The sequence below is a fragment of the uncultured Castellaniella sp. genome, from assembly GCF_937988725.1.
In the GTDB taxonomy this organism is placed as follows: domain Bacteria; phylum Pseudomonadota; class Gammaproteobacteria; order Burkholderiales; family Burkholderiaceae_B; genus Castellaniella.
In genome coordinates, this window is sequence record NZ_CALKHS010000008.1 from 123,332 (window position 1) to 148,246 (window position 24,915).

Annotated in this window: 28 protein-coding genes and 1 pseudogene; 24 read left to right on the plus strand and 5 right to left on the minus strand. The window is 67.6% G+C overall.

Annotated features, from left to right (window positions below; translation table 11 throughout):
• The first annotated feature begins 37 nt into the window (after window positions 1-37).
• A complete protein-coding gene (locus Q0263_RS06750; RefSeq protein ID WP_298014605.1) occupies window positions 38-4,735 on the plus strand; it encodes a glutamate synthase-related protein in 4,698 nt (1,565 codons plus the stop codon).
• Window positions 4,736-4,749: 14 nt separating this feature from the next.
• The gene (locus tag Q0263_RS06755; protein ID WP_298014607.1) at window positions 4,750-6,213 is read left to right on the plus strand and encodes a glutamate synthase subunit beta; all 1,464 of its coding nucleotides are present in this window, start codon (window positions 4,750-4,752) and stop codon (window positions 6,211-6,213) included.
• Between the two features lie 5 nt (window positions 6,214-6,218).
• Here the strand turns inward: Q0263_RS06755 and Q0263_RS06760 are convergent, their stop codons facing one another.
• Window positions 6,219-7,109 (minus strand): LysR family transcriptional regulator, encoded by an 891-nt coding sequence (locus tag Q0263_RS06760; RefSeq protein ID WP_298014609.1) that lies wholly within the window; start codon window positions 7,107-7,109, stop codon window positions 6,219-6,221.
• A 209-nt stretch (window positions 7,110-7,318) separates the two neighbouring features.
• Here Q0263_RS06760 and Q0263_RS06765 point away from each other — a divergent pair, with 209 nt between their 5' ends.
• On the plus strand, window positions 7,319-7,864 hold the full coding sequence (locus tag Q0263_RS06765; protein WP_298014612.1) for a YdeI/OmpD-associated family protein: 546 nt from the start codon (window positions 7,319-7,321) through the stop codon (window positions 7,862-7,864).
• Here Q0263_RS06765 and Q0263_RS06770 read toward each other — a convergent pair.
• The 4 genes from Q0263_RS06770 to Q0263_RS06785 form a co-directional block, all read right to left on the minus strand.
• Window positions 7,849-8,340, minus strand: coding sequence for a hypothetical protein (locus tag Q0263_RS06770; RefSeq protein WP_298014613.1), 492 nt, complete (start codon window positions 8,338-8,340; stop codon window positions 7,849-7,851). The two genes, Q0263_RS06765 and Q0263_RS06770, sit on opposite strands and share 16 nt — an antisense overlap.
• A 134-nt stretch (window positions 8,341-8,474) precedes the next feature.
• A complete protein-coding gene (locus Q0263_RS06775) occupies window positions 8,475-8,945 on the minus strand; it encodes a periplasmic heavy metal sensor (RefSeq protein WP_298014615.1) in 471 nt (156 codons plus the stop codon).
• Entirely contained in the window at window positions 8,942-9,403 is a 462-nt protein-coding gene (locus tag Q0263_RS06780; protein WP_298014616.1) for a hypothetical protein, read from the minus strand. The genes Q0263_RS06775 and Q0263_RS06780 overlap by 4 nt, the downstream gene beginning before the upstream one ends.
• Window positions 9,404-9,418: 15 nt before the next feature.
• Window positions 9,419-10,060, minus strand: a complete 642-nt coding sequence (locus tag Q0263_RS06785) for a sigma-70 family RNA polymerase sigma factor (protein ID WP_298014618.1) — start codon at window positions 10,058-10,060, stop codon at window positions 9,419-9,421.
• 30 nt (window positions 10,061-10,090) lie between these two features.
• On the opposite strand from Q0263_RS06785, the gene Q0263_RS06790 reads away from it, so the two are divergent.
• The 21 genes and pseudogenes from Q0263_RS06790 to tatC all read left to right on the plus strand — a co-directional run bounded on the left by Q0263_RS06790 (window position 10,091) and on the right by tatC (window position 24,872).
• Window positions 10,091-10,918: an ABC transporter ATP-binding protein gene (locus Q0263_RS06790; RefSeq protein WP_298014621.1), complete on the plus strand. Its 828-nt coding sequence runs from the start codon at window positions 10,091-10,093 to the stop codon at window positions 10,916-10,918.
• Entirely contained in the window at window positions 10,915-11,703 is a 789-nt protein-coding gene (gene mlaE / locus Q0263_RS06795; RefSeq protein ID WP_298014623.1) for a lipid asymmetry maintenance ABC transporter permease subunit MlaE, read from the plus strand. Before Q0263_RS06790 ends, mlaE begins: the two co-directional genes overlap by 4 nt.
• A 10-nt stretch (window positions 11,704-11,713) precedes the next feature.
• Window positions 11,714-12,220, plus strand: a complete 507-nt coding sequence (gene mlaD, locus Q0263_RS06800) for an outer membrane lipid asymmetry maintenance protein MlaD (protein WP_298014625.1) — start codon at window positions 11,714-11,716, stop codon at window positions 12,218-12,220.
• Between the two features lie 164 nt (window positions 12,221-12,384).
• Window positions 12,385-13,179: a VacJ family lipoprotein gene (locus tag Q0263_RS06805; RefSeq protein ID WP_298014952.1), complete on the plus strand. Its 795-nt coding sequence runs from the start codon at window positions 12,385-12,387 to the stop codon at window positions 13,177-13,179.
• 97 nt (window positions 13,180-13,276) lie between these two features.
• On the plus strand, window positions 13,277-13,927 hold the full coding sequence (locus Q0263_RS06810; protein WP_298014953.1) for a phospholipid-binding protein MlaC: 651 nt from the start codon (window positions 13,277-13,279) through the stop codon (window positions 13,925-13,927).
• A gap of 104 nt (window positions 13,928-14,031) precedes the next feature.
• Entirely contained in the window at window positions 14,032-14,823 is a 792-nt protein-coding gene (locus tag Q0263_RS06815; protein WP_298014627.1) for an ABC transporter ATP-binding protein, read from the plus strand.
• A 29-nt stretch (window positions 14,824-14,852) separates the two neighbouring features.
• Window positions 14,853-15,611 carry an ABC transporter permease gene (locus Q0263_RS06820; protein ID WP_298014955.1) on the plus strand — a complete coding sequence of 253 codons (759 nt, stop codon included), beginning with the start codon at window positions 14,853-14,855 and terminating at the stop codon, window positions 15,609-15,611.
• Between the two features lie 4 nt (window positions 15,612-15,615).
• Entirely contained in the window at window positions 15,616-15,870 is a 255-nt protein-coding gene (locus Q0263_RS06825; RefSeq protein ID WP_298014629.1) for a BolA/IbaG family iron-sulfur metabolism protein, read from the plus strand.
• The gene (gene murA / locus Q0263_RS06830) at window positions 15,863-17,116 is read left to right on the plus strand and encodes a UDP-N-acetylglucosamine 1-carboxyvinyltransferase (protein ID WP_298014631.1); all 1,254 of its coding nucleotides are present in this window, start codon (window positions 15,863-15,865) and stop codon (window positions 17,114-17,116) included. Before Q0263_RS06825 ends, murA begins: the two co-directional genes overlap by 8 nt.
• 10 nt (window positions 17,117-17,126) lie before the next feature.
• Entirely contained in the window at window positions 17,127-17,792 is a 666-nt protein-coding gene (gene hisG, locus Q0263_RS06835) for an ATP phosphoribosyltransferase (protein ID WP_298014633.1), read from the plus strand.
• 31 nt (window positions 17,793-17,823) lie between these two features.
• The gene (hisD, locus tag Q0263_RS06840; protein WP_298014635.1) at window positions 17,824-19,131 is read left to right on the plus strand and encodes a histidinol dehydrogenase; all 1,308 of its coding nucleotides are present in this window, start codon (window positions 17,824-17,826) and stop codon (window positions 19,129-19,131) included.
• 33 nt (window positions 19,132-19,164) lie between these two features.
• Window positions 19,165-19,752, plus strand: a complete 588-nt coding sequence (gene hisB, locus Q0263_RS06845; protein WP_298014637.1) for an imidazoleglycerol-phosphate dehydratase HisB — start codon at window positions 19,165-19,167, stop codon at window positions 19,750-19,752.
• 55 nt (window positions 19,753-19,807) lie between these two features.
• Window positions 19,808-20,455, plus strand: coding sequence for an imidazole glycerol phosphate synthase subunit HisH (hisH, locus tag Q0263_RS06850; protein WP_298014639.1), 648 nt, complete (start codon window positions 19,808-19,810; stop codon window positions 20,453-20,455).
• Window positions 20,456-20,502: 47 nt separating this feature from the next.
• Complete coding sequence (gene hisA / locus Q0263_RS06855; protein WP_298014641.1) at window positions 20,503-21,282, plus strand: 1-(5-phosphoribosyl)-5-[(5-phosphoribosylamino)methylideneamino]imidazole-4-carboxamide isomerase; 780 nt, start codon at window positions 20,503-20,505, stop codon at window positions 21,280-21,282.
• A gap of 38 nt (window positions 21,283-21,320) precedes the next feature.
• The gene (gene hisF, locus Q0263_RS06860) at window positions 21,321-22,127 is read left to right on the plus strand and encodes an imidazole glycerol phosphate synthase subunit HisF (RefSeq protein WP_298014956.1); all 807 of its coding nucleotides are present in this window, start codon (window positions 21,321-21,323) and stop codon (window positions 22,125-22,127) included.
• A complete protein-coding gene (gene hisI, locus Q0263_RS06865) occupies window positions 22,124-22,546 on the plus strand; it encodes a phosphoribosyl-AMP cyclohydrolase (RefSeq protein ID WP_298014643.1) in 423 nt (140 codons plus the stop codon). Before hisF ends, hisI begins: the two co-directional genes overlap by 4 nt.
• Window positions 22,547-22,581: 35 nt before the next feature.
• Window positions 22,582-22,941, plus strand: a complete 360-nt coding sequence (locus Q0263_RS06870; protein WP_298014645.1) for a phosphoribosyl-ATP diphosphatase — start codon at window positions 22,582-22,584, stop codon at window positions 22,939-22,941.
• A 147-nt stretch (window positions 22,942-23,088) separates the two neighbouring features.
• The gene (locus Q0263_RS06875; RefSeq protein WP_298014647.1) at window positions 23,089-23,457 is read left to right on the plus strand and encodes a histidine triad nucleotide-binding protein; all 369 of its coding nucleotides are present in this window, start codon (window positions 23,089-23,091) and stop codon (window positions 23,455-23,457) included.
• 9 nt (window positions 23,458-23,466) lie between these two features.
• Window positions 23,467-23,703: a Sec-independent protein translocase subunit TatA gene (tatA, locus tag Q0263_RS06880; RefSeq protein WP_298014648.1), complete on the plus strand. Its 237-nt coding sequence runs from the start codon at window positions 23,467-23,469 to the stop codon at window positions 23,701-23,703.
• Window positions 23,704-23,728: 25 nt separating this feature from the next.
• A pseudogene (gene tatB / locus Q0263_RS06885) lies at window positions 23,729-23,959 on the plus strand (Sec-independent protein translocase protein TatB); the annotation flags it as partial.
• 100 nt (window positions 23,960-24,059) lie between these two features.
• Complete coding sequence (gene tatC / locus Q0263_RS06890) at window positions 24,060-24,872, plus strand: twin-arginine translocase subunit TatC (protein WP_298014649.1); 813 nt, start codon at window positions 24,060-24,062, stop codon at window positions 24,870-24,872.
• The last annotated feature ends 43 nt before the right edge of the window (window positions 24,873-24,915 follow it).

The window sequence follows — 24,915 nt, forward strand, 5'->3', positions numbered from 1 at the left end:
ACGGTGGCATCTGCGATTCAGTCTTGCGAGCCCTGCCATGACCCACCCCGTTTCCTGTCCCCCCGGCCTGCCGGCCGCCCAGGGTCTATACCACCCCGAATACGAACACGACGCCTGCGGCGTGGGTTTCGTGGCCCACATCGAAGGCCACAAGAGCCATTCCGTCATCCAGCAGGCCTTGAAGATCCTGGAGAACCTGGATCACCGGGGCGCGGTGGGCGCCGACGAACTGATGGGCGACGGCGCGGGCATCCTGATCCAGATCCCCGATCAACTGTATCGCGAAGACATGGCCAGCCAGGGCGTCACCCTGCCCCCGCCCGACGACTATGGCGTGGCCATGGTCTTCCTGCCCAAGGAAACCGCATCCCGCCTGGCCTGCGAACGCGAACTGGAACGCGCCGTGCGCGACGAAGGCCAGGTCGTGCTGGGCTGGCGCGACGTGCCCATCGATCACGAGATGGACATGTCGCCCACGGTGCGCGCCTGCGAACCCGTGATCCGCCAGCTGTTCATCGGCCGGGGCCCGGACATCATGGTGCCCGACGCGCTGGAACGCAAACTCTACGTCATCCGCAAGACGGCCAGCCACGCCATCCAGCGCATGCAGCTGGCGCACGGCCAGGAATACTTCGTGCCGTCGATCTCGGTGCGCACCGTGGTCTACAAGGGCCTGCTGCTGGCCAACCAGGTCGGCGTGTACTACCGCGACCTGACCGACACCCGCGTGGTGTCGGCCCTGGCGATGGTCCACCAGCGCTTTTCCACCAACACATTCCCGGCCTGGCCCCTGGCCCACCCCTACCGCATGATCGCCCACAACGGCGAAATCAACACGGTCAAGGGCAACTTCAACTGGCTGCGGGCGCGCGAAGGCGTGATGTCGTCCGCCGTGCTGGGCGAAGACCTGGGCAAGCTCTACCCCATCGTCTACGAAGGCCAGTCGGACACCGCAACGTTCGACAACTGCCTGGAACTGCTGGTCATGTCGGGCTATTCCCTGGCCCACGCCATGATGATCATGATTCCGGAAGCCTGGGAACAGCATGCGGACATGGACGAGTCCCGGCGCGCGTTCTACGAATACCACGCGGCCATGATGGAACCCTGGGATGGCCCGGCCGCCGTGACCTTCACGGACGGCCGCCAGATCGGCGCCACGCTGGACCGCAACGGCCTGCGTCCTGCCCGCTACCTGATCACCGACGACAAGATGGTGATTCTGGCCTCCGAGGCCGGCACCCTGCCGATTCCCGAGCACCGCATCGTCAAGAAATGGCGCCTGCAGCCGGGCAAGATGCTGCTGATCGACCTGCAGCAGGGCCGCATCATCGAAGACGAAGAGATCAAGGCGCAGCTGGCCAACGCCCATCCCTATCCGCAATGGATCCAGCGTCTGCGCATGCGGCTCGACGACCTGCCGGCGCTGAAGGCCGACGATCTGCCCGAGCCCGCAGCCAGCCTGCTGGACCGCCAGCAGGCCTTCGGCTGGACGCAGGAGGACATCAAGTTCATCCTGGAGCCCATGGCCAGCACCGGCCAGGAGGCCATCGGCTCCATGGGCAACGACGCGCCCCTGACCGTGCTGTCGGACCGTCCCAAGCCGTTCTACCATTACTTCCGCCAGATGTTCGCCCAGGTGACGAACCCGCCGATCGACTCGATCCGCGAACAGCTGGTGATGTCGCTGGTGTCCTTCATCGGCCCCAAGCCCAACCTGCTGGACATCAACAACGTCAACCCGCCGCTGCGGCTGGAAATCAGCCAGCCCGTGCTGGACCAGGCCGCCATGGCGCAGCTGCGCCACATCAGCCGCCAGACCAACGACAAATTCCGCTGCTGCGAGCTGGACATCACCTACCCGGTCGCCTGGGGCCGCGAGGGCATCGAAGCCTGCCTGGCCTCCCTGTGCGCCACGGCCGCCGACGCCGTGCGCAGCGGCAACAACATCCTGCTGCTGAGCGACCGCAAGGTCGACGCCGAGCGCGTGGCGATCCCCGCCCTGCTGGCCACGTCCGCCATCCACCAGCACCTGATCCGCGCCGGACTGCGCACCAATACCGGCCTGGTGGTGGAAACCGGGTCCGCCCGCGAAACGCACCACTTCGCGTTGCTGGCGGGCTACGGGGCCGAGGCCATCCACCCCTGGCTGGCCCTGGAAACCCTGGCCGGGATGGAAAAGAACATTCCCGACGCCACGGAACACTACATCAAGGCCGTCGGCAAGGGCCTGAAGAAGGTCATGTCCAAGATGGGCATCTCGACCTACATGTCCTACACCGGAGCGCAGATCTTCGAAGCCGTCGGCCTGCACAGCAGCCTGGTGAAGAAGTACTTCACCGGCACGCCCAGCAACATCGAAGGCATCGACATCTTCCAGGTGGCGGAGGAAGCTCTGCGTACGCACCAGGCGGCCTTTGGCAACAGCCCCGTCCTGGCCGATCGCCTGGACGAGGGCGGCGACTACGCCTTCCGCATCCGGGGCGAAGAACACCTGTGGACGCCCGATTCCATCGCCAAGCTGCAGCACGCCACGCGCGCCAACAACTATTCCACCTTCAAGGAATACGCCCAGCTGATCAACGACCAGTCGCGCCGTCACATGACGCTGCGCGGCCTGTTCGAGTTCCGCGTCGATCCGGCCCAGGCCATCCCCCTGTCCGAGGTGGAGCCCGCCAAGGAGATCGTCAAGCGCTTCGCCACCGGCGCGATGTCGCTGGGGTCCATTTCCACCGAGGCGCACACCACGCTGGCCGTGGCCATGAACCGCATCGGCGGCAAGTCCAACACCGGCGAGGGCGGCGAAGACGCCCTGCGCTACCGCGCCGAAATGCGGGCCGGCAAACCCACGGTGCGCAAGGGCGACACGATCGCCTCGGTCCTGGGCAAGGACCGCATCGTGGCCGACATCCCGCTGGCGGCGGGCGATTCGCTGCGTTCGCGCATCAAGCAGGTGGCTTCCGGGCGCTTCGGCGTCACGGCCGAATACCTGTGCAGCGCCGACCAGATCCAGATCAAGATGGCCCAGGGCGCCAAGCCCGGCGAAGGCGGTCAGCTGCCGGGCCACAAGGTCACGGACTACATCGCCCAGCTGCGCTATTCGGTGCCGGGCGTGGGGCTGATCTCGCCCCCGCCGCACCACGACATCTACTCTATCGAAGACCTGGCCCAGCTGATCCACGACCTGAAGAACGTCAATGAGCGCGCTTCGATTTCCGTGAAACTGGTCGCCGAAGTCGGCGTGGGCACGGTCGCCACCGGCGTGGCCAAGGCCAAGGCCGACCACGTGGTGATCGCCGGCCACGACGGCGGCACGGGCGCGTCCCCGGTCTCGTCCATCAAGCACGCCGGCATCCCCTGGGAACTGGGCCTGGCGGAAACCCAGCAGACGCTGGTGCTGAACCGCCTGCGCAGCCGCATCCGCGTGCAGGCCGACGGCCAGATGAAGACCGGGCGCGACGTGGCGATCGCCGCCATGCTGGGCGCCGACGAATTCGGCTTCGCCACGGCGCCGCTGATCGTCGAAGGCTGCGTGATGATGCGCAAGTGCCACCTGAACACCTGCCCGACCGGCGTGGCGACCCAGGATCCGGTGCTGCGCAAGAAATTCAACGGCAAGCCCGAATACGTCGTGAACTACTTCTTCTTCGTCGCCGAGGAAGTCCGCGAGATCATGGCGCAGCTGGGCATCCGCACGTTCGACGAACTGATCGGCCGCGTGGACCTGCTGGACACGCGCAAGGGCATCAGCCACTGGAAGGCCCATGGCCTGGACTTCAGCCGCATCTTCCATCAGGTGCAGACGGACGATTCCGTGCACCACACCGACCTCCAGGATCATGGCCTGGTCCACGCCCTGGACCACCAGCTGATCGACCGCAGCAAGGCGGCGCTGGAGCGCGGCGAAAAAGTGTCCTTCATCACGCCGGTGCGCAACCGCAACCGCACCATCGGCGCCATGCTGTCGGGCGAAGTGGCCCGGCGCTACGGCCACGAAGGCCTGCCCGACGACACCATCCACATCCAGTGCAACGGGGCGGCGGGCCAGAGCTTCGGCGCCTTCCTGGCGCACGGCGTCACCCTGGACCTGGTCGGCGAAGCCAATGACTACGTCGGCAAGGGCCTGTCGGGCGGCCGCCTGATCGTGCGCTCGCCCAACGACTTCCGGGGCTTCGGTCCGGACCACATCATCGCCGGCAACACCGTGCTGTACGGCGCCACCGGCGGGGAAGCCTACTTCAACGGCGTGGCGGGCGAACGCTTCGCCGTGCGCAATTCCGGCGCCGTCGCGGTCGTCGAAGGCACCGGCGACCACGGCTGCGAATACATGACGGGCGGCACCGTCGTCGTCCTGGGGGAAACCGGACGCAATTTCGCCGCCGGCATGTCGGGCGGCATCGCCTACGTCTGGGACCCGGAACAGGTCTTCGCGCGGCGCTGCAACCCGGACATGGTGCAGCTCGACCCCATGAGCACCCACGAAGCCCAGCGGCAGGCCGGCGACGTCCAGTTCTGGCACCACCAGAGCCGCGACAGCGAACGCGAAACCGACGAGACCATCGTGCGCCGCCTGGTGGAAAACCACTTCCGCCACACCGGCAGCTTCCGCGCCCGGGAAATCCTGGACGACTGGAATCAGGCCCGCCGCGCCTTTGTCAAAGTCACTCCGACCGAATACCGCCGCGCACTGGGCGAACTGTGGCAAGCCGCCCAGGCCCGCGACCTGGCCGCCTGAAGGAATACCGCATCATGGGAAAAATCACTGGTTTCATGGAATTCGACCGGGTCAAGCCGGCCTACGAGGCGCCTGAAAGCCGCCTGCGCCACTGGAAGGAATTCGTCTCGCCGCTGACGAACGAGGAAGCCCGCGTCCAGGGCGCCCGTTGCATGGACTGCGGCGTGCCCTTCTGCACCCACGCCTGTCCGGTCAACAACATCATCCCCGACTGGAACGACCTGGTCTACAAGCAGGACTGGAAGCGCGCGCTGGACACGCTGCTGTCCACCAACAACTTCCCGGAATTCACGGGCCGCATCTGCCCAGCCCCCTGCGAGGCCGCCTGCACCCTGAACCTGAACGACACGGCGGTGGGCATCAAGTCCATCGAGCACACCATCATCGAGCGCGGCTGGCAGGAAGGCTGGGTCGTCCCCCAGCCGCCGGCCCGCAAGACCGGCAAGAAAGTCGCCGTCGTGGGATCGGGGCCCTCGGGCCTGGCCTGCGCCCAGCAACTGGCCCGCGTCGGCCACAGCGTGTCGGTCTATGAGAAGAGCAACCGCATCGGCGGGCTGCTGCGCTACGGCATCCCCGACTTCAAGCTGGAAAAGACCCACATCGACCGGCGTCTGGCGCAGATGGAGTCCGAAGGCGTGGAGTTCCTCCCGTCCACCTACGTCGGCCGGGCCGAGGACGCCGATGACGGCCTGACCGTCGTCACGCCCGAGGAACTGCTGGCCCAATACGACGCCGTGGTGCTGGCGGGCGGCAGCGAACAGCCGCGCGACCTGCCCGTGCCCGGGCGCGAGCTGCGCGGCGTGCATTTCGCCATGGACTTCCTGCGCCAGCAGAACAAGATCAACCACGGCGACCGCATCGCCAAGCCCATCAACGCCAAAGGCAAGCATGTGGTGGTCATCGGCGGCGGCGACACCGGGTCGGACTGCGTGGGCACCAGCAACCGCCAGGGCGCGGCATCGGTCACGCAGTTCGAACTGATGTTCCGCCCGCCGGAAGAAGAAAACAAGCTGCTCACCTGGCCGTACTGGCCCATCAAGCTGCGCACGTCCTCGTCCCACGACGAAGGCTGCCAGCGCGACTGGGCGGTCGGCACCCAGTCCTTCGAGGGCAAGGGCGGCAAGGTCGAAAAGCTGGTGGCCACCCGCCTGGAATGGCTGAAGGACAAGGCCACCGGCCAGATGAAGATGCGCGAGGTCAAGGACTCGCGCTTCGAGATCCAGGCCGACCTGGTCCTGCTGGCCATGGGCTTCGTCTCGCCGGTGCGCTCGGTGCTCGACGCCTTCGGCGTCGAGGTCAACGGCCGCGGCAACGTGCAGGCCAACACCGACGACTACTGCAGCTCGCGGGCCAAGGTCTTCGCCGCCGGCGACATGCGGCGCGGCCAGTCCCTGGTGGTCTGGGCCATCCGCGAAGGCCGCCAATGCGCCCGGTCCGTGGACGAATACCTGATGGGCTCGTCCCAGCTGCCGCGCTGAGGGCTTCAGGCGGCGCCGAAGACTTCCGCCAGGAAATCGAGGAACACGCGGATCTTGGGCGTCAGGTGGCGGCGGGACGGATAGACGGCATACAGCGTGGTGGTCACCGTCTGCCAGTCCCGCAGCACGGCCTGCAGCCGGCCCTCCCGCAGGTCCCGCTCGACGTAGGGGCGAGGCACCAGGCTCAGCCCGAACCCCGCCCGCAAGGCATCGCAGACCGCCAGGCTGGACGAGACCGAATACCGGGACTCGACCGACACCTGCTCGATGCGCGCGCCTTTGCGGAACGTCCAGACGTCGGCGTGGCCAGACAGGCTGAAACGCACGCATTCATGCCCCTTCAGCGCGGCCGGCGAGGCCGGAGCGCCCCGCGCCCGGAGATAGGCGGGCGCGGCGCACAGCACATGCGCCATGTCGGTCAGGCGGCGGGCGACCAGGCTGGAATCTTCCAGCCGGTCGCTGCCCCGGATGGCCAGGTCGAACCCCTCTCCGACGATATCGACCCGCCGGTCGTCCAGTCTCAGGTCCAGGCGCAGATCCGGGTAGCGCTGCAGGAATTCGGGAATGCGGGCGGACAGCCAGGTCATGGCCACGGTCATCGGCGCGCTCACCCTCAGGACGCCCGACGGAACCGCCTGAGCCAGGCCCAGGGCCTCGTCCGCGGCCGCCAGGGCGTCCAGCCCCCGCGCGACGTGCTCCAGGTAGATCCTGCCTTCTTCCGTCAGCGCCTTGCTGCGCGTCGTACGGTGAAAGAGCCGCGTGCCGAGGTGCGCTTCCAGTTCCGCGATGTTCTTGCTGACGGCCGCGGGCGACAGACCCAGCCGACGACCCGCCTCGGCGAAGCTGTCCCGCTCGGCCGCTTCCCGGAACACGAGCCAGGCCATGTGACGATCCATCAACCTATTCGCTATCAGTGAATTATTAATCTTGAATCAAGGGCATTATCCTCCGGCGGCAAACTGAATACACTATCGGCAGGCGATGGGCCGCCCATCGCCTGCAGCAGGGCCCACTTTTTCCCCTTTCCACGAAAGGCGAACACCATGACCAACATCCCGCCCGCCTTTGCCGCCTGGGCTGCCGCTCACTTCCCGGGCGGCGCGCCATGATCACCTTCAAGGCCACGCTGCTTCAGCCAGCCGACCACGATGGCGACTCCTGGACCTTTCTCGTGCTGCCCAAGTCCGCCAGCGACGCACTGCCCAGGCGCGGCAGGACCTCGATCGAAGGAACACTCAACGGGCACCCATTTCAGGCCCGTCTCGAACCGGACGGCCAGCTCAGCCACTGGCTGCGCGTGGATCGGCGCCTGCGCGAGGCGGCCCGCGCGCGCGTCGGCGATCTGACGACCGTCCAGTTCTCGCCGGTCGAGACGGAACCGGAACCGCAGCTGCCCGACGACCTGCAAGAGGCGCTCGCAGCGTCCCCCGCAGCCAGGGCCGTCTGGGACGCCACGACGACCATCGCGCGCGTCGACTGGATACACTGGATCGAATCCGCCAGGCAGACAAAGACCCGCGCACGGCGGGTCCATGACGCCTGTGACATGCTTGCCGCGGGCAAGAAACGGGTCTGCTGCTTTGATCCATCGGGCTACTACAGCAAGAGCCTCCAGGCGCCCCGGGCACGGTCCGTTCAATGCGGCAACTGAACATCCTGCCAACCAGGATGGTTGAAATATTCGCCATAGCGATTCAGCGCCTGGGCCAAGCGCACGACGCCGCCTGAACGAGGTTGGTCCGCCTGCTTGCCGCCGATCGCTTCGGCGCCGTTGACCATATCCCCCAGGATGACGTGCAGGACGGCATCGGCCTGCGGCGTCAGCTTGCAGTTTTCGACGATGTAGGCGAATTCCCGATTGGCTTGCGCGCCCAGCGCGTCATATTGCGCGTCGGTCAGAGTGCCGGCGTGTGCCGCGGGCAGATTCTGGTTGACCGCCCGCGCCAGGTTGCCCATGGCCTGGCGCAAGGGGGCGTCGGTGTCCCATTTCCGGCCATGGTCCAGGGTCAGCGCCGCCGATGCGGCATGACCGTGATCGTGCGTTTGCGCCAGCGATGGAACGGAGGACAGCGCGAGGGGCAAGGCGATGCCCAGGGAGAGCAGGATGCGAGGGGCTTGGATAGACATGATGGATTCAACTCCGGAAAATGGATGAATGTCGCTCTGACCCCCGTTCAAACGAACAGCCCGGGAAAAAGTTTCATCCCCGCAGAAAAAACCCGGCCTTCCGGCGGCAGCGCCCTCTCCCGCCCGCTGTGTGATTAATGGGAAGCCTGATGCAGATATTCCTCCCGAGTGGCCTGCTCGGCATACTCCCGCGCCAGCAGGCCCCTGAGGACGCCTTGCTGATGGGCGTCAAGCACCTTCCGCTCGGCCAGCAACTGGCGAATCACGCGTTTCTGCTGGGCATCCTGCAGGGCGGCAATCCGCTCCTGGATGCTCGCCAGCCGCGAGCCATCGGGGCGCGCCGCGAAGATCTCATCCAGCAAAGCCTGGCGCTGCGCGCGAATGGCCGCCCAGTTCCCGGCCAGATCGTTCAGGAACGGCCTTTCAAGCGCGACCCACGCCTCCCGCTGCGCGACCGACAGGGTCAAGCGCTGCGCCAGTGGCGTCGCCGCTTCACGCAGCGCCGAGGCGGCTCCAGTCCAGTGGCGCTGGACGGCCGTGGCGATAAAACCGACGTTCAGAGCCAGGGATACGGCCAGCAAGGTATTCCGGAATCGGGGAGTCATGTGCGCTCCTGGGGGGTTCCACACAAACCGCCGGCGGCACACAATCCGCCTGGCGGCACCGCATCAAAAACATCCAGCCGCGCAGCGGCGGCCACGGACCGCGCGGATCCCGCTGCGGGTAAAGACCAGTTCGCCAGGCCGACCCCGGCCGCCAGCGACGCGGCAACCGCCAAACCGGCCGGCAAGCGCATCCACCAGAACGCCCCTTGCCGCCAGGATCGGCGCCGCGAGGGGTCACGCCGCCCGGCGTCCGGGCGCATCCGCCAGGCGCGGAACGCCTCCGGCGCCCCTTCCGGATCCGGCAAGGCCCGCAGATCGTCCGACAGGCATCGCAACGCATCCAGTTCGGCGGCGCAGATCGGGCAGCTGCGGACATGCGCCAGAATCAAGGAACGCCGCGGGCCGGCGCATTCCGGATCCAGGCAGGCGGAAAGCAACAGCGTGCGGGGACAAGGCATGGACATTTTCCTCGGTCAAGTTCTCAGGACAGCGAGCAATGCCGCCCTGGCGCGGGCAATGCGCGAGCGCACGGTGCCCAGGTTCAGATCCAGGGCGCGGGCGATGTCCTCGTAGGACATCTCTTCGATCTCGCGCAGCAGCAGGACCTCGCGATGCGCCGGCGCCAGAGCGGCCAGCGCCTGTTCCAGCCGGCGCATCCGCTGCGCGGTTTCGAGCCGCCTTTCGGGCCCGGGCGCCGGATCCGGCACGTCGGCGCCCGCTTCCAGCGGCTCCAGGCGCACATGTTTCGCGCGCCGCAGATGATCCAGTGCCAGATTGTGCGCAATGCGAAACAGCCAGGTCCGGAACCGCGCCTCCGGCCGCCAGGTCGGGATCGCCTGAAAAGCCCGCAGGAAAGTGTCCTGCGTCAGTTCGCGCGCAGTTTCCGGGACCCGGACCAAGCGCACGAGATAGCGGTAAACAGGCCCCTGGTGACACATCACCAGCCAGGAATAGGCGCGCGCATCCCCGGCGCTGGCGCGCACCGCATGGCGCACATCCTCGAGGTCGGCATCCGCATTCACCCCTGCTCCAACGGATAGCAGCGCAAAAAGTTCCATGTCCGGTCGGGCGCCGTGGCAAGAGAGTTCCGGCCGCGGCATGCCGCACAGGTACAATGTTAGTCCGATGCGGCCAATTGACCCCCGATGAGCTCAGCCAATCCTCCCGATCCTCTCGTGACCTTCGCCGGCGTTTCGCTGGGCTACGGCGACTTCACGGTGCTGCGCGACATCGACCTGCAGGTCATGCCGGGGCAGGTCGTGGCCATGATGGGCGGCTCGGGGTCGGGCAAGACCACGCTGCTGCGGGCCGTCACCGGCCAGCTGCCGGCCCAGGCGGGCGACATCACCGTATTCGGGCGCCGCATGGCCGACCTGCGCGGCGAATCCCTGCGTGAAACCCGCCAGCGCATGGGGGTGCTGTTCCAGGGCGGCGCCCTGTTCACGGATCTGGACGTCTTCGAGAACGTGGCTTTCCCCCTGCGGGAACACACCTGCATTTCCGAACAGCAGATTCTTGAAAAGGTGCTCGACAAGCTACAGGCCGTCGGCCTGCGCCATGCGGCGCACCTGCGCATTTCCGAAATCTCCGGCGGCATGGCGCGGCGCGTGGCGCTGGCCCGCGCCGTGGTCCTGGAACCCGAACTGATCCTGTACGACGAGCCCTTCGCCGGCCTGGATCCGATCTCCCTGGGCATCACCGCGCAACTGATCCGCGACATGACCGACAAGCTGGGCTGCGCCTCCATCCTGATCACCCACGACGTGGCGGAATCCTTCGCCATCGTGGACCAGGTCTACTTGATCGGCCAGGGCCGGCTGATGGCCCGGGGCACGCCGGCCGAACTGTCCGCCTCCCAGGACGACTACCTGCAGCAGTTCCTGCAGGGCCGGCCGGACGGCCCGATCGGCTTCCACTATCCGCTGACGCCCGCCTTCGAGCGCTGGCTGGCCGCGCGCAGGGGGACGGCATGAACGCACTGTCGCGCCGCATCGCCGCCCTGGGTCACGGCTTCGTCGCCATGCTGACCGGCCTGGGGGCCTTCGCCCGCCTGTTCACGGCCATCCTGGCCCGCAGCGGCATCCTGTGGCGCCGCCCCAGGCTGACGGCCCAGCAGGTGCATTTCATCGGCAACCATTCCCTGCTGATCATCGGGGTGTCGGGCCTGTTCGTGGGCTTCGTCCTGGGGCTGCAGGGCTACTACACCCTGAACCGCTACGGCTCGGAAGAAGCCCTGGGCCTGCTGGTGGCGCTGTCGCTCACCCGCGAACTGGGGCCGGTCGTGACCGCCCTGCTGTTCGCCGGCCGCGCGGGCACCTCGCTGACCGCCGAGATCGGCCTGATGAAGGCCGGCGAACAGCTGTCCGCCATGGAAGTGATGGCCGTCGACCCCATCCGCCGGGTGCTCACGCCCCGCTTCTGGGGCGGCGTCATCGCCATGCCGGTGCTGGCGGCCGTCTTTTCCATGGTCGGCATCCTGGGCGGCTGGTTCGTCGGGGTGGTGCTGATCGGCATCGACCCGGGCGCTTTCTGGTCGCAGATGCAAGGCGGGGTGGACGTCGTCAGCGACGTGCTCAACGGGGTCATCAAGAGCCTGGTGTTCGGCGTCGTGGTCACGCTCATCGCCTTGTACCAGGGCTGGACCGCCCTGCCCACCCCCGAAGGGGTGTCCCGCGCCACGACGCGCACGGTCGTCAGCGGCGCGCTGGCCGTGCTGGGGCTGGACTTCCTGCTGACGGCGCTGATGTTTGCGCACTGAGGATCATTTCATGACACGCGAAAAAACCGATTTCTGGGTAGGACTGTTCATCCTGCTGGGCCTGATCGCCCTGGTGTTCCTGGCCCTGAGGGCCGGCAACATGAGCTCCTTCTCCTTCGCCCCCACCTATCGGGTGCAGGCCCATTTCGACAACGTCGGCGGCCTGAAGGTCCGCGCCCCCGTGAAAAGCAGCGGGGTCGTCGTCGGCCGGGTGGCCTCCATCGGCTTCGACAACCAGCGCTTCCAGGCCACCGTGGCCGTGGACCTGGAAAAACAGTATCAATTTCCGACCGACACCTCCGCGTCCATCCTGACGTCCGGCCTGCTGGGCGAACAATACGTCGGCCTGACCCCGGGCGGCGAAGACAAGAACCTGGCCGATGGCGGCACCATCGAATTCACGCAATCGGCTGTCGTGCTGGAAGACCTGATCAGCAAGTTCCTGTACAACTCCGCCGAGAAAGAAGGCTCCGCCACCGCGCAACCCGCCGCGCCCGCGGCCGGCGCCGCCCATTGATCCACCAGACCCTGCCGGGCCGCCCGAAGACGGCGCCCTTGCCAGCCGTTGCGGCCGGTAAGGTTACAATACGCAGCAAAACGGCCCGGCCGTCCGCCCCCACCGCACTGATCCCCATGACCACGACCGCCCATCCGCATCCTTCCCATTCCCGTCGCAGCCGCATGACGCGCACCGTCCTGGCTCTGGCGGCCGTGGCGCTGATGGCGGGCTGCGCCCAGGTGCCGCACCCTTCGCCCAACGACCCCTGGGAATCGTATAACCGGGGCATGTACGCCTTCAACGACACGGTGGACCGCGCGGTGCTCAAGCCCATCGCCACCGGCTACGAAACCGTCACGCCCCGCCCCGTGCGCACCTGCATCCACAACATCTTCAGCAATCTGGGCGATGTGTGGTCCGGCATCAACAGCCTGCTGCAAGGGCGCGGCCGTGACTTCGTCGATACGTTCGGGCGCGTGCTGTTCAACACCACGGCCGGCCTGGGCGGCTGCATCGACGTCGCCTCGATGCACGGCGCCCGCAAGATCCCCAACGATTTCGGCATGACGCTGGGCGTCTGGGGCTTCGGCCAGGGCCCGTACTTCGTCCTGCCCTTCCTGGGCCCCAGCACGGTGCGCGACGGGGTCGGCACGGCCGTCACCCTGACGGTGCCTTCGAGCCCGGCCGCCGCCGTCCTCGCCATCGACGACGTGCCGGTCCGCAATTCCCTCCTGGGCCTGTACATCGTCGACACACGCGCCAACCTGCTGGAAGCCGACCGCCTGGTGGACCAGATCGCCCTGGACAAATACAGTTTCATCCGCGACGCCTACCTGCAGCGCCGCAAGGCTATGCTGGATAGCCGGGCGCAAGGCGAACGCGCCAGCACGGAAGACGCGCTGGACCAGGCTTCGCCCGAGAAGGCGACCGACACGCTGCCCGTGTACGAAGACCCGGACGCGCAAGCCACCCACTGACCCACGCCGGACCGTCCGGGGCGGGCCGTGTGGCGGCCCGCCCCATGACGAACCGGCGCCGGGGATTTTCCCCGGCGCTCTCTGGAGCTCCCGAATGATGAAGTCCTTCCTTCCGTCGAACCTGCATCGCCTGACACGGACGTTCCTGCTGGGCGCCGTCCTGGCGATGGCCCTGCTGCCGGCCGCCCGGGCCGAACACCCCGTCGACCCCAAGGCGACGCCCGACGTGTTCCTGGGCGCGGTGGCCAACAACATGCTGGAGGCGGTCAAGGCGGACCCGATGGCTCTGAAGGGCGACGTCGGCCACATCACGGCTCTGGTGCGCCAGTACGCGCTTCCCTATGTGGACATGAACAAGACCACGCGCCTGGCCGCCGGGCGCTATTGGCGCCAGGCTTCGGCCCAGCAGCAGGCCGATCTGGTCAAGGCGTTCACAGGCACGCTGATCCGCACGTACAGCGGCGCGTTCACGCGCGTGACGCCGGACACGACGATCACGCTGCTGCCGTTCCGGGGCGACACGCAGGCCGGCGACGCGGTGGTGCGCACGTCGGTGTCTCAGCCCAACAGTGCGCCGATCGGGGTGGATTACCGGCTGGAACAGACGGACGCGGGCTGGAAGGTCTACGATCTGAACGTGGAAGGCATCTGGCTGATCCAGAACTACCGCAATCAGTTCGCCCAGGAAATCGGCCGCAACGGCATCGACGGGCTGATCAAGGCGCTGAACGCGAAAAGCGGGCAATAGCCGCGTACTCGACACGCTCGCTGGCGGGTCCGGGCACGAGAATATTCCCTGATCACCGCTTATAATGCCCAGTGGCGCTCATTTCGGGGCGCCATTGTCTGCTCATGCCCGCCCTCGACCTGCAACACGTCTCCAAAATCTATGCCCCCGCCCGTCCGTCCCTGCGCGACCGGCTGACGGGCCGCCCCGCGCCCGCCGGATTCCAGGCGCTGCACGACGTCAACCTGACCATCGAGCACGGCGAGTTCTTCGGCCTGCTGGGGCCCAACGGGGCGGGCAAGACCACGATGATCTCGATCCTGGCCGGCCTGGCGCACGCCACGTCCGGCAGCGCCCGGGTCTGCGGCTACGACGTCGTCGACGATTTCCGCCGCGCCCGCCAGTCGCTGGGCGTCGTGCCGCAGGAAATCGTCTACGACCCGTTCTTCACTGTGCGCGAGACCCTGCGCCTGCAGTCGGGCTACTTCGGCCTGCGGAACAACGACGACTGGATCGATGAGATCCTGGACAATCTGGGCCTGCTGGACAAGGCCGACACCAACATGCGATCCCTGTCGGGCGGCATGAAGCGCCGCGTGCTGGTGGCCCAGGCGCTGGTTCACCGCCCGCCCGTCATCATCCTGGACGAGCCCACGGCGGGCGTCGACGTGGACCTGCGCCGCACGCTGTGGGATTTCATCACGCGGCTGAACCAGGCGGGCCACACCATCCTGCTGACCACGCACTACCTGGAAGAAGCCGAATCCCTGTGCGGACGCGTGGCCATGCTGAAATCCGGCCACGTCGTGGCGCTGGACACCACGCAGGCCCTGATGGCCCGGTTCGGCGGCGCCGACCTGGAGGACGCCTTCGTCCACATCATGCACGACGATTCCCTGCTGGAGGCCGAACTGTGATCCGCCCGGTTTCCCAGACGCGGCCGGCCATGGGCTCGGGCTTTCCGACACTGCTGCACAAAGAACTGATGCGCTTCTGGAAGGTCGGCCTGCAGACCATCGCGGCGCCGGTGGTGACGGCGCTGCTGTACCTGCTGATCTTTTCCCACGTGCTGGAAGACCGCGTGCAGGTCTACGGCAGCCTGCCCTACACGGCCTTCCTGATCCCCGGCCTGATGATGATGAGCATGCTGCAGAACAGCTTCGCCAATCCCTCGTCGTCGCTGATCCAGAGCCGCATCACCGGCAACCTGATCTTCGTGCTGCTGCCGCCCTTCTCGCACCGACAGATCTTCACGGCCTACCTGCTGGCCGCCGTCATGCGCGGCCTGGCTGTCGGGATCTGCATCTGGGCCGTGGCGCTGTTCTTCGTCCGCCTGCCGGTCACGGAACCCGTCTGGCTGCTGGTCTTCGCCGTCCTGTCCTGCTGGATCCTGGGCACGCTGGGGCTGATCGCCGGGCTGTGGTCGGAAAAATTCGACCAGCTGGCCGCCTTCCAGAACTTCCTGATCGTGCCCGCCACCTTCCTGTCGGGCGTGTTCTACTCCATCCACAGCCTGCCGCCCTTCTGGCAGACCGTGTCGGGCTGGAATCCGGTGTTCTACATGATCGACGGGTTCCGCTACGGCTTTTTCGCCGTCTCCGACGTTTCCCCCTGGCACGGACTGGCCGTGGTGCTGGCCGTCGCCGTCGTCCTCAGCCTTTTCGCCCTGCGCCTGCTGGCGCGGGGCTACAAATTACGGAGCTAAGCCCATGCAGCCGACCCCCGATCTCGTCCGCCAGTACATCGCGGACCACCTGGATTGCGAACACATCGAAGTCTACGGCGACGGCGCCCACTTCGAGGCCCTGATCGTCAGCAAGGCCTTCGAAGGCCAGAACACACTGGCGCGCCACCGCACGGTCTACCAGGCGCTGGGCGACCGCATGCGCGCGGAAATCCACGCGCTGTCGATGCGCAATCTGACCCCGGCCGAATACGCCGCCACCCAGGACGACAATGGATAAGCTCCTGATCCAGGGCGGACGCCCGCTGCACGGCGAAGTCACCATTTCGGGGGCGAAGAACGCCGCGCTGCCCATCCTGTGCGCCGCCCTGCTGACCGATGAACCGCTGGCGCTCGGCAACGTCCCCGCGCTGCGCGACATCGGCACCACCCTGACCCTGCTGGAACGCATGGGGGTGCGCACCCACCGCCCGGGCGACGAGCAGGTCACGCTGCAGGCCGGCCAGGTCCACAGCCAGGAAGCTCCTTACGAACTGGTCAAGACCATGCGGGCCTCCATCCTGGTGCTGGGGCCGCTGCTGGCGCGCTTCGGCCGCGCCCGCGTCAGCCTGCCGGGCGGCTGCGCCATCGGCCAGCGCCCCGTGGACCAGCACATCAAGGGCCTGGCCGCCATGGGCGCCAGCATCCGCATCGACCACGGCTTCGTCGTCGCCGAGGCCGGCCGCCTGAAAGGCGCCAGCATCCTGACCGACATGGTCACGGTCACAGGCACGGAAAACCTGCTGATGGCCGCCGCCCTGGCCGAAGGCCGCACCGTGCTGGAGAACGCCGCCTGCGAACCCGAAGTCGTGGACCTGGCCCGCGTGCTGATCGCCATGGGCGCCCACATCGAAGGCCACGGCACCGACCGCATCGTCATCGAAGGCGTCGAACGCCTGCACGGCGCCAGCCACCAGGTGGTGCCCGACCGCATCGAGGCCGGCACCTTCCTGTGCGCCGTGGCGGCCACGGGCGGCGACATCACCCTGCGCCGCGCCGCGCCCGACACCCTGGGCGCCGTGCTGGACAAACTGCGCGACGCCGGCCTGGAAATCACCACCGGCCCGGACTGGATCCGCGCCCGCATGGCTGGCCGGCCTCGCGCCACCGGCTTTCGCACCAGCGAATACCCCGGCTTCCCGACCGACATGCAGGCGCAGCTGATGGCCTTGAACACGCTGGCCGACGGCACCGCCGTCATCACGGAAAACATATTCGAGAACCGCTACATGCACGTGCAGGAACTCTGCCGCATGGGAGCGGACATCGAGATCGACGGCCACACCGCCGTCGTCCAGGGACACCCGGAACTGCTGGGCGCCACGGTCATGGCCACCGACCTGCGGGCGTCCGCCAGCCTGGTCATCGCCGGCCTGGCGGCCCAGGGCCAGACCACGGTCGAACGCATCTATCACCTGGACCGGGGCTACGAACGCATGGAACACAAGCTCCAGGCGCTGGGCGCAGACATCCAACGCATTCAATAGGCACACCGCAATGGCACAAGCCCCGCTGACCCTGGCCCTGTCCAAAGGCCGCATCTTCGAAGAAACCCTGCCGCTGCTGGCGGCGGCCGGCGTGGGCGTGCCGGAAAACCCGGAAACCTCGCGCAAGCTCATCCTGCCGACCGACTCCGACGAGCTGCGCATCATCATCGTGCGGGCATCCGACGTGCCCACCTACGTGCAATACGGGGCGGCGGATTTCGGCATCGCCGGCAAGGACGTGCTGCACGAACACATGGCCCAGCACCCCGGCGGCCTGTACCAGCCCATCGACCTGAACATCGCCCGCTGCCGCCTGTGCGTCGCCGCCCCCGAGGGCTTCGACTACCAGACGGCCGTGCGCCAGGGCTCGCGGCTGCGCATCGCCACCAAATACGTGCGCGCCGCCCGCGAGCACTTCGCCGCCAAGGGCGTGCACGTGGACATCATCAAGCTGTACGGCTCCATGGAACTGGCGCCGCTGGTCGGGCTGGCCGACGCCATCGTCGACCTGGTGTCCTCAGGCGGCACGCTGCGCGCCAACCGGCTGGTCGAAGTCGAGGAAATCCGCCAGATCTCCTCGCGCCTGATCGTCAACCAGGCGGCCCTGAAAATGCACGGTCCGCGCCTGCAGCCCTTCCTGGACGCCTTTGCCCAGGCTTCGGCGCAGATGGCCTGATAAGATAGCCTTTTACCCCTTTGTCGCCGTCATGTCCCTGATCAACCGCCTGGATGCCCGCGCCGCCGATTTCGACGCGGCCCTGACCCGCCTGCTGGCCTACGATGCCTCGCAGGACGAAACCATCGAATCCACGGTGCGCGACATCCTGCACGACGTGCAGACACGCGGCGACGCGGCGGTGCTCGATTACACGGCCCGCTTCGACCGGGTCCAGGCCGACAGCCTTTCGGCGCTCGAAATCCCCCGCGCGGACTGGCAGGCGGCGCTCGACGCCCTGCCGACCGACCAGTGCGCCGCCCTGGAAGCCGCCGCCGAACGGGTGCGCCGCTACCACGAGCACCAGCGCGCGGAAACCTGGACCTACACCGAGGCCGACGGCACGATGCTGGGCCAGCAGATCACGCCGCTCGACCGCGTGGGCCTGTACGTCCCGGGCGGCAAGGCCGCCTACCCCTCGTCGGTGCTGATGAACGCCATCCCGGCCAAGGTCGCCGGCGTGCCGGAACTGATCATGGTCACGCCCACGCCGGGCGGCGCGCGCAACCCGATGGTGCTGGCCGCGGCCGCCCTGGGCGGCGTCGACCGGGTCTTCGCCATCGGCGGGGCCCAGGCGGTCGGGGCGCTGGCCTACGGCACGCGGACCCTTCCCGCCGTGGACAAGATCGTCGGCCCGGGCAACGCCTACGTGGCCGCCGCCAAGCGGCGCGTCTTCGGCACCGTCGGCATCGACATGATCGCCGGCCCGTCCGAGATCCTGATCGTGGCCGACGGCAGCACCCCGGCCGACTGGCTGGCCATCGACCTGTTTTCCCAGGCCGAGCACGACGAACTGGCCCAGGCCATCCTGCTGTGCCCGGACGCCGCCTATCTGGACGCGGTCCAGGCCGCCATCGAACGCCTGCTGCCCAGCCAGCCCCGCGCCGATATCCTGCGCGTCAGCCTGGCCAATCGCGGCGCCCTGATCCGGACGGCGGACCTGGCCCAGGCCTGCGCGGTCGTCAACCGCATCGCGCCGGAACACCTGGAACTCTCCACCCGCGACCCGCAGGCCCTGCTGCCGCAGATCCGCCACGCCGGCGCGATCTTCCTGGGCGCCTACAGCTCCGAATCGCTGGGCGATTATTGCGCCGGCCCCAACCACGTCCTGCCCACGGCCCGCACGGCCCGATTCTCCTCGCCCCTGGGCGTGTATGATTTCCAGAAGCGCAGCAGCCTGATCCAGGTTTCGGCCGCCGGCGCCCAGACCCTGGGCCGCATCGCCGCCACGCTGGCCACCGGCGAAGGCCTGCACGCCCATGCGGCCAGCGCCACGCTGCGCCTGAACACGCCGGCCTGAGGCCGCCCGACCCAACAGAACCCCGCCCCCGCCATGCGCACCGCAACCATCGAACGCAATACCCAGGAAACCCGCATCCGAGTCGCCCTGAATCTGGACGGCACCGGCGCCCGCACCCTGAACACCGGCGTGCCGTTCCTGGACCACATGCTGGACCAGATCGCCCGCCACGGCCTGTTCGATCTGGACGTCCACTGCGACGGCGACACCCACATCGACGACCACCACAGCGTGGAAGACGTGGGCATCGCCCTGGGCCAGGCCTTCGCCGCCGCCGCGGGCAACAAGGCCGGCCTGCGCCGCTACGGCCACGCCTACGTGCCGCTGGACGAATCGCTGTCGCGCGTGGTGGTGGACCTGTCCGGGCGCCCCGGCCTGTTCTACCACGTCGACTACGCCCGCGCCCGCATCGGCAGCTTCGACGTCGACCTGGCCCGGGAATTCTTCCAGGGCTTCGTCAACCACGCCCAGGCCACCGTGCACATCGACAATCTGCGCGGCGAAAACGCCCACCACCAGTGCGAGACCATCTTCAAGGCCTTCGGCCGGGCGCTGCGCGCAGCCACGGAAATCGATCCCCGCGCCGGCGGCGCGATCCCCTCGACCAAAGGCGCGCTCTGATCCCGCCGGCCTCCTCCCGCCGGCCGGATCGCAACCCTCTCAGGATTCCCTCATCGTGACACGCATCGCCATCGTCGATTACGGCATGGGCAATTTCCACTCGGTGGCCCGCGCCCTGCAGGCGGCCGCCCCCGACCAGGACATCCGCATCGCCCGCCGGGCCGACGACATCCTGGCGGCCGACCGCATCGTCTTCCCCGGCCAGGGCGCCATGCCGGACTGCATGCGCACGCTGGACACCTCGGGCCTGCGCGACGCGGTCCTGCGGGCCGCCCGCGAAAAGCCGCTGCTGGGAGTCTGCGTGGGCGAACAGATGCTGTTCGACGGCAGCGACGAGGGCGACACCCCCGGCCTGGGCCTGTTCGCCGGCCGCGTGCGGCGCTTCCAGGGACAGGCCTTCGACCCGCCGTCCCAAGCCGATGCCGGCCGACTGAAGGTCCCGCACATGGGCTGGAACGCCGTGACGCAGACCCGGCCCCATCCGCTCTGGGAAGGCGTCGCCCAGGACACCCCGTTCTACTTCGTGCACAGCTACTACGCCCAGCCGGACGATCCTGGCCTGACCGCCGCCACCAGCCTCTACGGGCAGCCGTTCTGCTGCGCCGTTGCGGCCGACAATATTTTTGCCGTACAGTTTCACCCAGAAAAGAGCGCAACGCCCGGCCTGCGGATCTACCGCAACTTCAGCCGCTGGCAGCCCTGATCCTCACCCTCGGTGTTCCCTATCCTTTTCGCACTGACACGACGACCATGCTCCTGATCCCCGCCATCGACCTCAAAGACGGGCGCTGCGTGCGCCTGCGCCAAGGCGACCTGGCCGACGCCACCGTCTTTTCCGAAGATCCCGCCGCCATGGCGACCCAATGGGCCGACCAGGGCGCCCGTCGCCTGCATCTGGTGGACCTGAACGGCGCCGTCGCCGGCAAGCCGCGCAACCGCGCCGCCATCCAGGCCATCGTGGACGCCACCGACGAAGACCTTCCCATCCAGATCGGCGGCGGCATCCGCGACCTGGACACGGTCGAATACTACCTGGACAACGGCATCTCCTACGTCATCATCGGCACTGCGGCGGTGAAGGACCCCGGCTTCCTCAGCGACGCCTGCTCGGCCTTCCCCGGCCACATCATCGTCGGCCTGGACGCCCGCGACGGCAAGGTCGCAACCGACGGCTGGTCCAAGCTGACCCGCCACGACGTCGTGGACCTGGCCCGGAAGTTCGAGGACTACGGCTGCGAATCCATCATCTACACCGACATCGGCCGCGACGGCATGCTCAGCGGCGTCAACGTCGAAGCCACCGTGCGCCTGGCGCAGCAGGTCCGCATCCCGGTCATCGCCTCGGGCGGCGTGGCGTCCCTGGACGACATCCGCGCCCTGTGCGCCGTGGCCGACCAGGGCGTCGATGGCGCCATCCTGGGCCGCAGCATCTACGAAGGCGCCCTGGACTTCGCCGAAGCGCAAACCCTGGCCGACACACTCTGCGGCGCCGAAGACGATCCGGCACAGGAACCCGGGCAATCCGCATGACGAGCAGCCTCGACCCGCGCGGCACTGGCACGTCCGGCATGCCCCGCCCCGCCGCGCAGCCCTCGGACGGATCCGGTCTGTGCTGCCGCATCATCCCCTGCCTGGACGTCAACGCCGGCCGGGTGGTCAAGGGCGTCAACTTCGTCAACCTGACCGACGCAGGCGACCCGGTGGAGATCGCCCGCCGCTATGACGAGCAGGGCGCCGACGAACTCACGTTCCTGGACATCACCGCGACGTCCGATGACCGCGACCTGATCCTGCCCATCATCGAATCGGTGGCCCGGCAGGTCTTCATCCCTCTGACCGTCGGCGGCGGCGTGCGCCAGGTATCCGACATCCAGCGCCTGCTGGACGCCGGCGCCGACAAGGTCTCGATCAACAGCGCGGCCGTCGCGCGACCGGAACTGGTGGCCGAGGCCGCCGCCCATCACGGGTCCCAGTGCATCGTGGTGGCCCTGGACGCCCGCCGCGTCTCCGCCCCCGACGAATCCCCGCGCTGGGAGATCTTCACCCATGGCGGCCGCAAGGGCACGGGCCTGGACGCCGTGCAATGGGCCCGCCGCATGGCCGACCTGGGGGCGGGCGAACTGCTGCTGACCAGCATGGACCGCGACGGCACCAAATCCGGCTTCGACCTGGAACTGACCCGCGCCGTCTCGGACGCGGTGCCCGTTCCCGTCATCGCATCCGGCGGCGTGGGCAATCTGCAGCACCTGGCCGACGGCGTCACGCAAGGCCACGCCAGCGCCGTGCTGGCCGCCAGCATCTTCCACTTCGGTCAGCACACCCTGGCCGAGGCCAAGGACTTCCTGGCCGCCCAGGGCATCCGGGTGCGGCGATGACACGAACCTCCACGCCCGACTGGCTGTCGGAACTGCGCTTCGATGCGCAGGGGCTGATTCCGGCCATCGCCCAGGACGCCGACACGGGCACCGTCCTGATGATGGCCTGGATGAACGCCGAATCCGTCCAGGAAACCGTCCGCACCGGCCGCGCCGTGTATTTTTCGCGTTCCCGCCAGCGTCTGTGGCGCAAGGGCGAGGAATCCGGCCACATCCAGCAGGTCCACGACATCCGCCTGGACTGCGACGGCGACGTGCTGCTGCTGAAGGTCACCCAGGTCGGCGGCATCGCCTGCCACACGGGGCGCGAACGCTGCTTCTTCCGCGGCCTGGACACCCAGGGCGCCGAGCCCGTCTGGGTGACGCAGGACCCGGTCCTGAAAGACCCAGACACCATTTACCACACCCCGCACGCCTAGCGTCCCGACCGGCCCGCTTCCCCTTCCTTGCCGCCATGAGCTCCTCCGACACGACTTCCGCCTCCAACACCGACACCCTGGCCCGGCTGGCCGACACGCTGGCCACCCGCCGGCCGGACCGGGGCGGCAACCCGGACACGTCCTACACCGCCAAGCTGCTGTCCCGCGGCCCGGACGCCTTCCTGAAGAAGATCGGCGAAGAAGCCACCGAACTGGTGATGGCGGCCAAGGACGGCCGCCCCGATCGCATCGTCGCCGAAACCGCCGACCTCTGGTTCCATTGCCTGGTGGCCCTGACGCACTTCAACCTGCGCCCCGAAGACGTGCTGGCCGAACTCGCCCGCCGCGAAGGGCTCTCCGGCCTGGAAGAAAAGGCCTCGCGGCCCAAGGACTAGGCGGCGGACGGCCGCGGCCGCCCCCTCCGCCTAAGGGCATACCCTCAAGCGCCGGCATTCCCCTGCCCGATCAGCACAATGCCAGGGAAATTGTGGCAACATACGAGGTTGAGTGGACCGATGTCCGGCCCTATCCTGTAGAACCCCATGAGCCACGATTGCCTGTTTTGTAAAATCGCCCGGCACGAGATCCCCGCCCGCATCGTGCACGAAGACGACGAATTCCTCGCCTTCCATGACATCAATCCGGCCGCCCCGGTGCACTTGCTGTTGATTCCCAAACATCACGTCGCCTCGCTGGCCGACACCGGTCCTCAGGACGGCGCCTGGCTGGCCCGCATGCTGCAGCTGGCGCCCCGGCTGGCCGCCGAAAACGGCTGCAACCCGATGCCCGAAGGCGGCTTCCGGCTGGTCGCGAACACCGGCGCCGAAGGCGGCCAGGAAATCGATCATCTGCATTTTCACATTCTGGGTGGCGCACGCCCCTGGTCAAAACGCGCGGCGCCCGCCGCCTAAGGAGCTCTCATGGGTAGTTTCAGCATCTGGCACTGGCTGATCGTTCTGGTCATCGTCGCCCTGATTTTCGGTACCAAGAAATTGCGCAATATCGGCGAAGACCTCGGCGGCGCCGTCAAGGGCTTCAAGAAGGGCATGAAAGACGCCCAGGCCGAAGGCGAACCCGAGGCCAAGCCCTCCGTCACCCAGCAGGTTCAGGATTCCAACACCGTGGACGTCCAGGCCCGCGAGAAAAACGACGCCTGAGCCCGCGCACTGAACCGGAACCACCATGTTTGATGTCAGCTTCAGCGAACTGATGCTGATCGGCGTGATTGCGCTGATCGTCATCGGTCCCGAACGCCTGCCCAAGGTCGCCCGCACGGTCGGGCACCTGCTGGGGCGCGCCCAGCGCTACGTGAACGAAGTCAAATCCGATATCCAGAAGGAAATGGACCTCAAGGAAATCGGCGACATCAAGAACCAGATGGAAGACGCCGCCCGCTCGGTCCAGACCTCGATGAGCTCGTCCGTGGATGAACTGAAATCCGCCGTCACCCAGCCGACCCAGGCCGTCCAGGATTCCCTGGACGAAGCGCGGAAGGCCCTCGAAGTAAAGAAAGATGACTGACGCCTCCGACGCCTCGTCCCAGGACACCTTCATTTCCCACCTGATGGAGCTGCGCAGCCGTCTGCTGCGCGCGGTCGTCGCCGTGCTGGCCATTTTCGTGGTGCTGTTCCTGTACCCCGGACCCTCGGCCATCTACGACATCCTGGCCCAGCCCATGCTGGCGTCCCTGCCCGAAGGCACGCGGATGATCGCCACCGGCGTCATCACGCCCTTCATGGTGCCCATCAAGGTCACCCTGCTGGCGGCTTTCGTGCTGGCCCTGCCCTTCGTGCTGTATCAGGCCTGGGCCTTCGTCGCGCCCGGGCTGTACCGCCACGAACAGCGCCTGGCGCTGCCGCTGATCATCTCCAGCACCTTCCTGTTCCTGCTGGGCATGGCCTTCTGCTATTTCGTGGTGTTCCACACCGTCTTTCGCTTCATCGCCCACTTCGCGCCGCACTCGATCACGCCCGCGCCGGACATCGAGGCCTACGTCAATTTCGTGCTGACCATGTTCATCGCCTTCGGCGTGACCTTCGAGGTCCCCGTGGCGGTCGTCCTGCTGGTGAAGACCGGCCTCGTCACGGTCAAGAAACTGCGCGAAATCCGCGGCTACGTCGTCGTCTGCGCCTTCGTGCTGGCCGCCGTCGTCACCCCGCCGGACGTCCTCAGCCAGATCCTGCTGGCCACGCCGCTGTGCCTGTTGTACGAAATTGGCATCCTGGCCGGCGCCGCCCTGGAAAAACGCAAGCCCCCGGAAGAAGATCCGGCGGACCAGGCGAACGCGGTAATGCCGCAGGACGACGCTGCCTCGGGCGGGGACTGATCCCGCTACGGCCCGGTCCATGGCGTCGGGGCGTCCGCTGCCA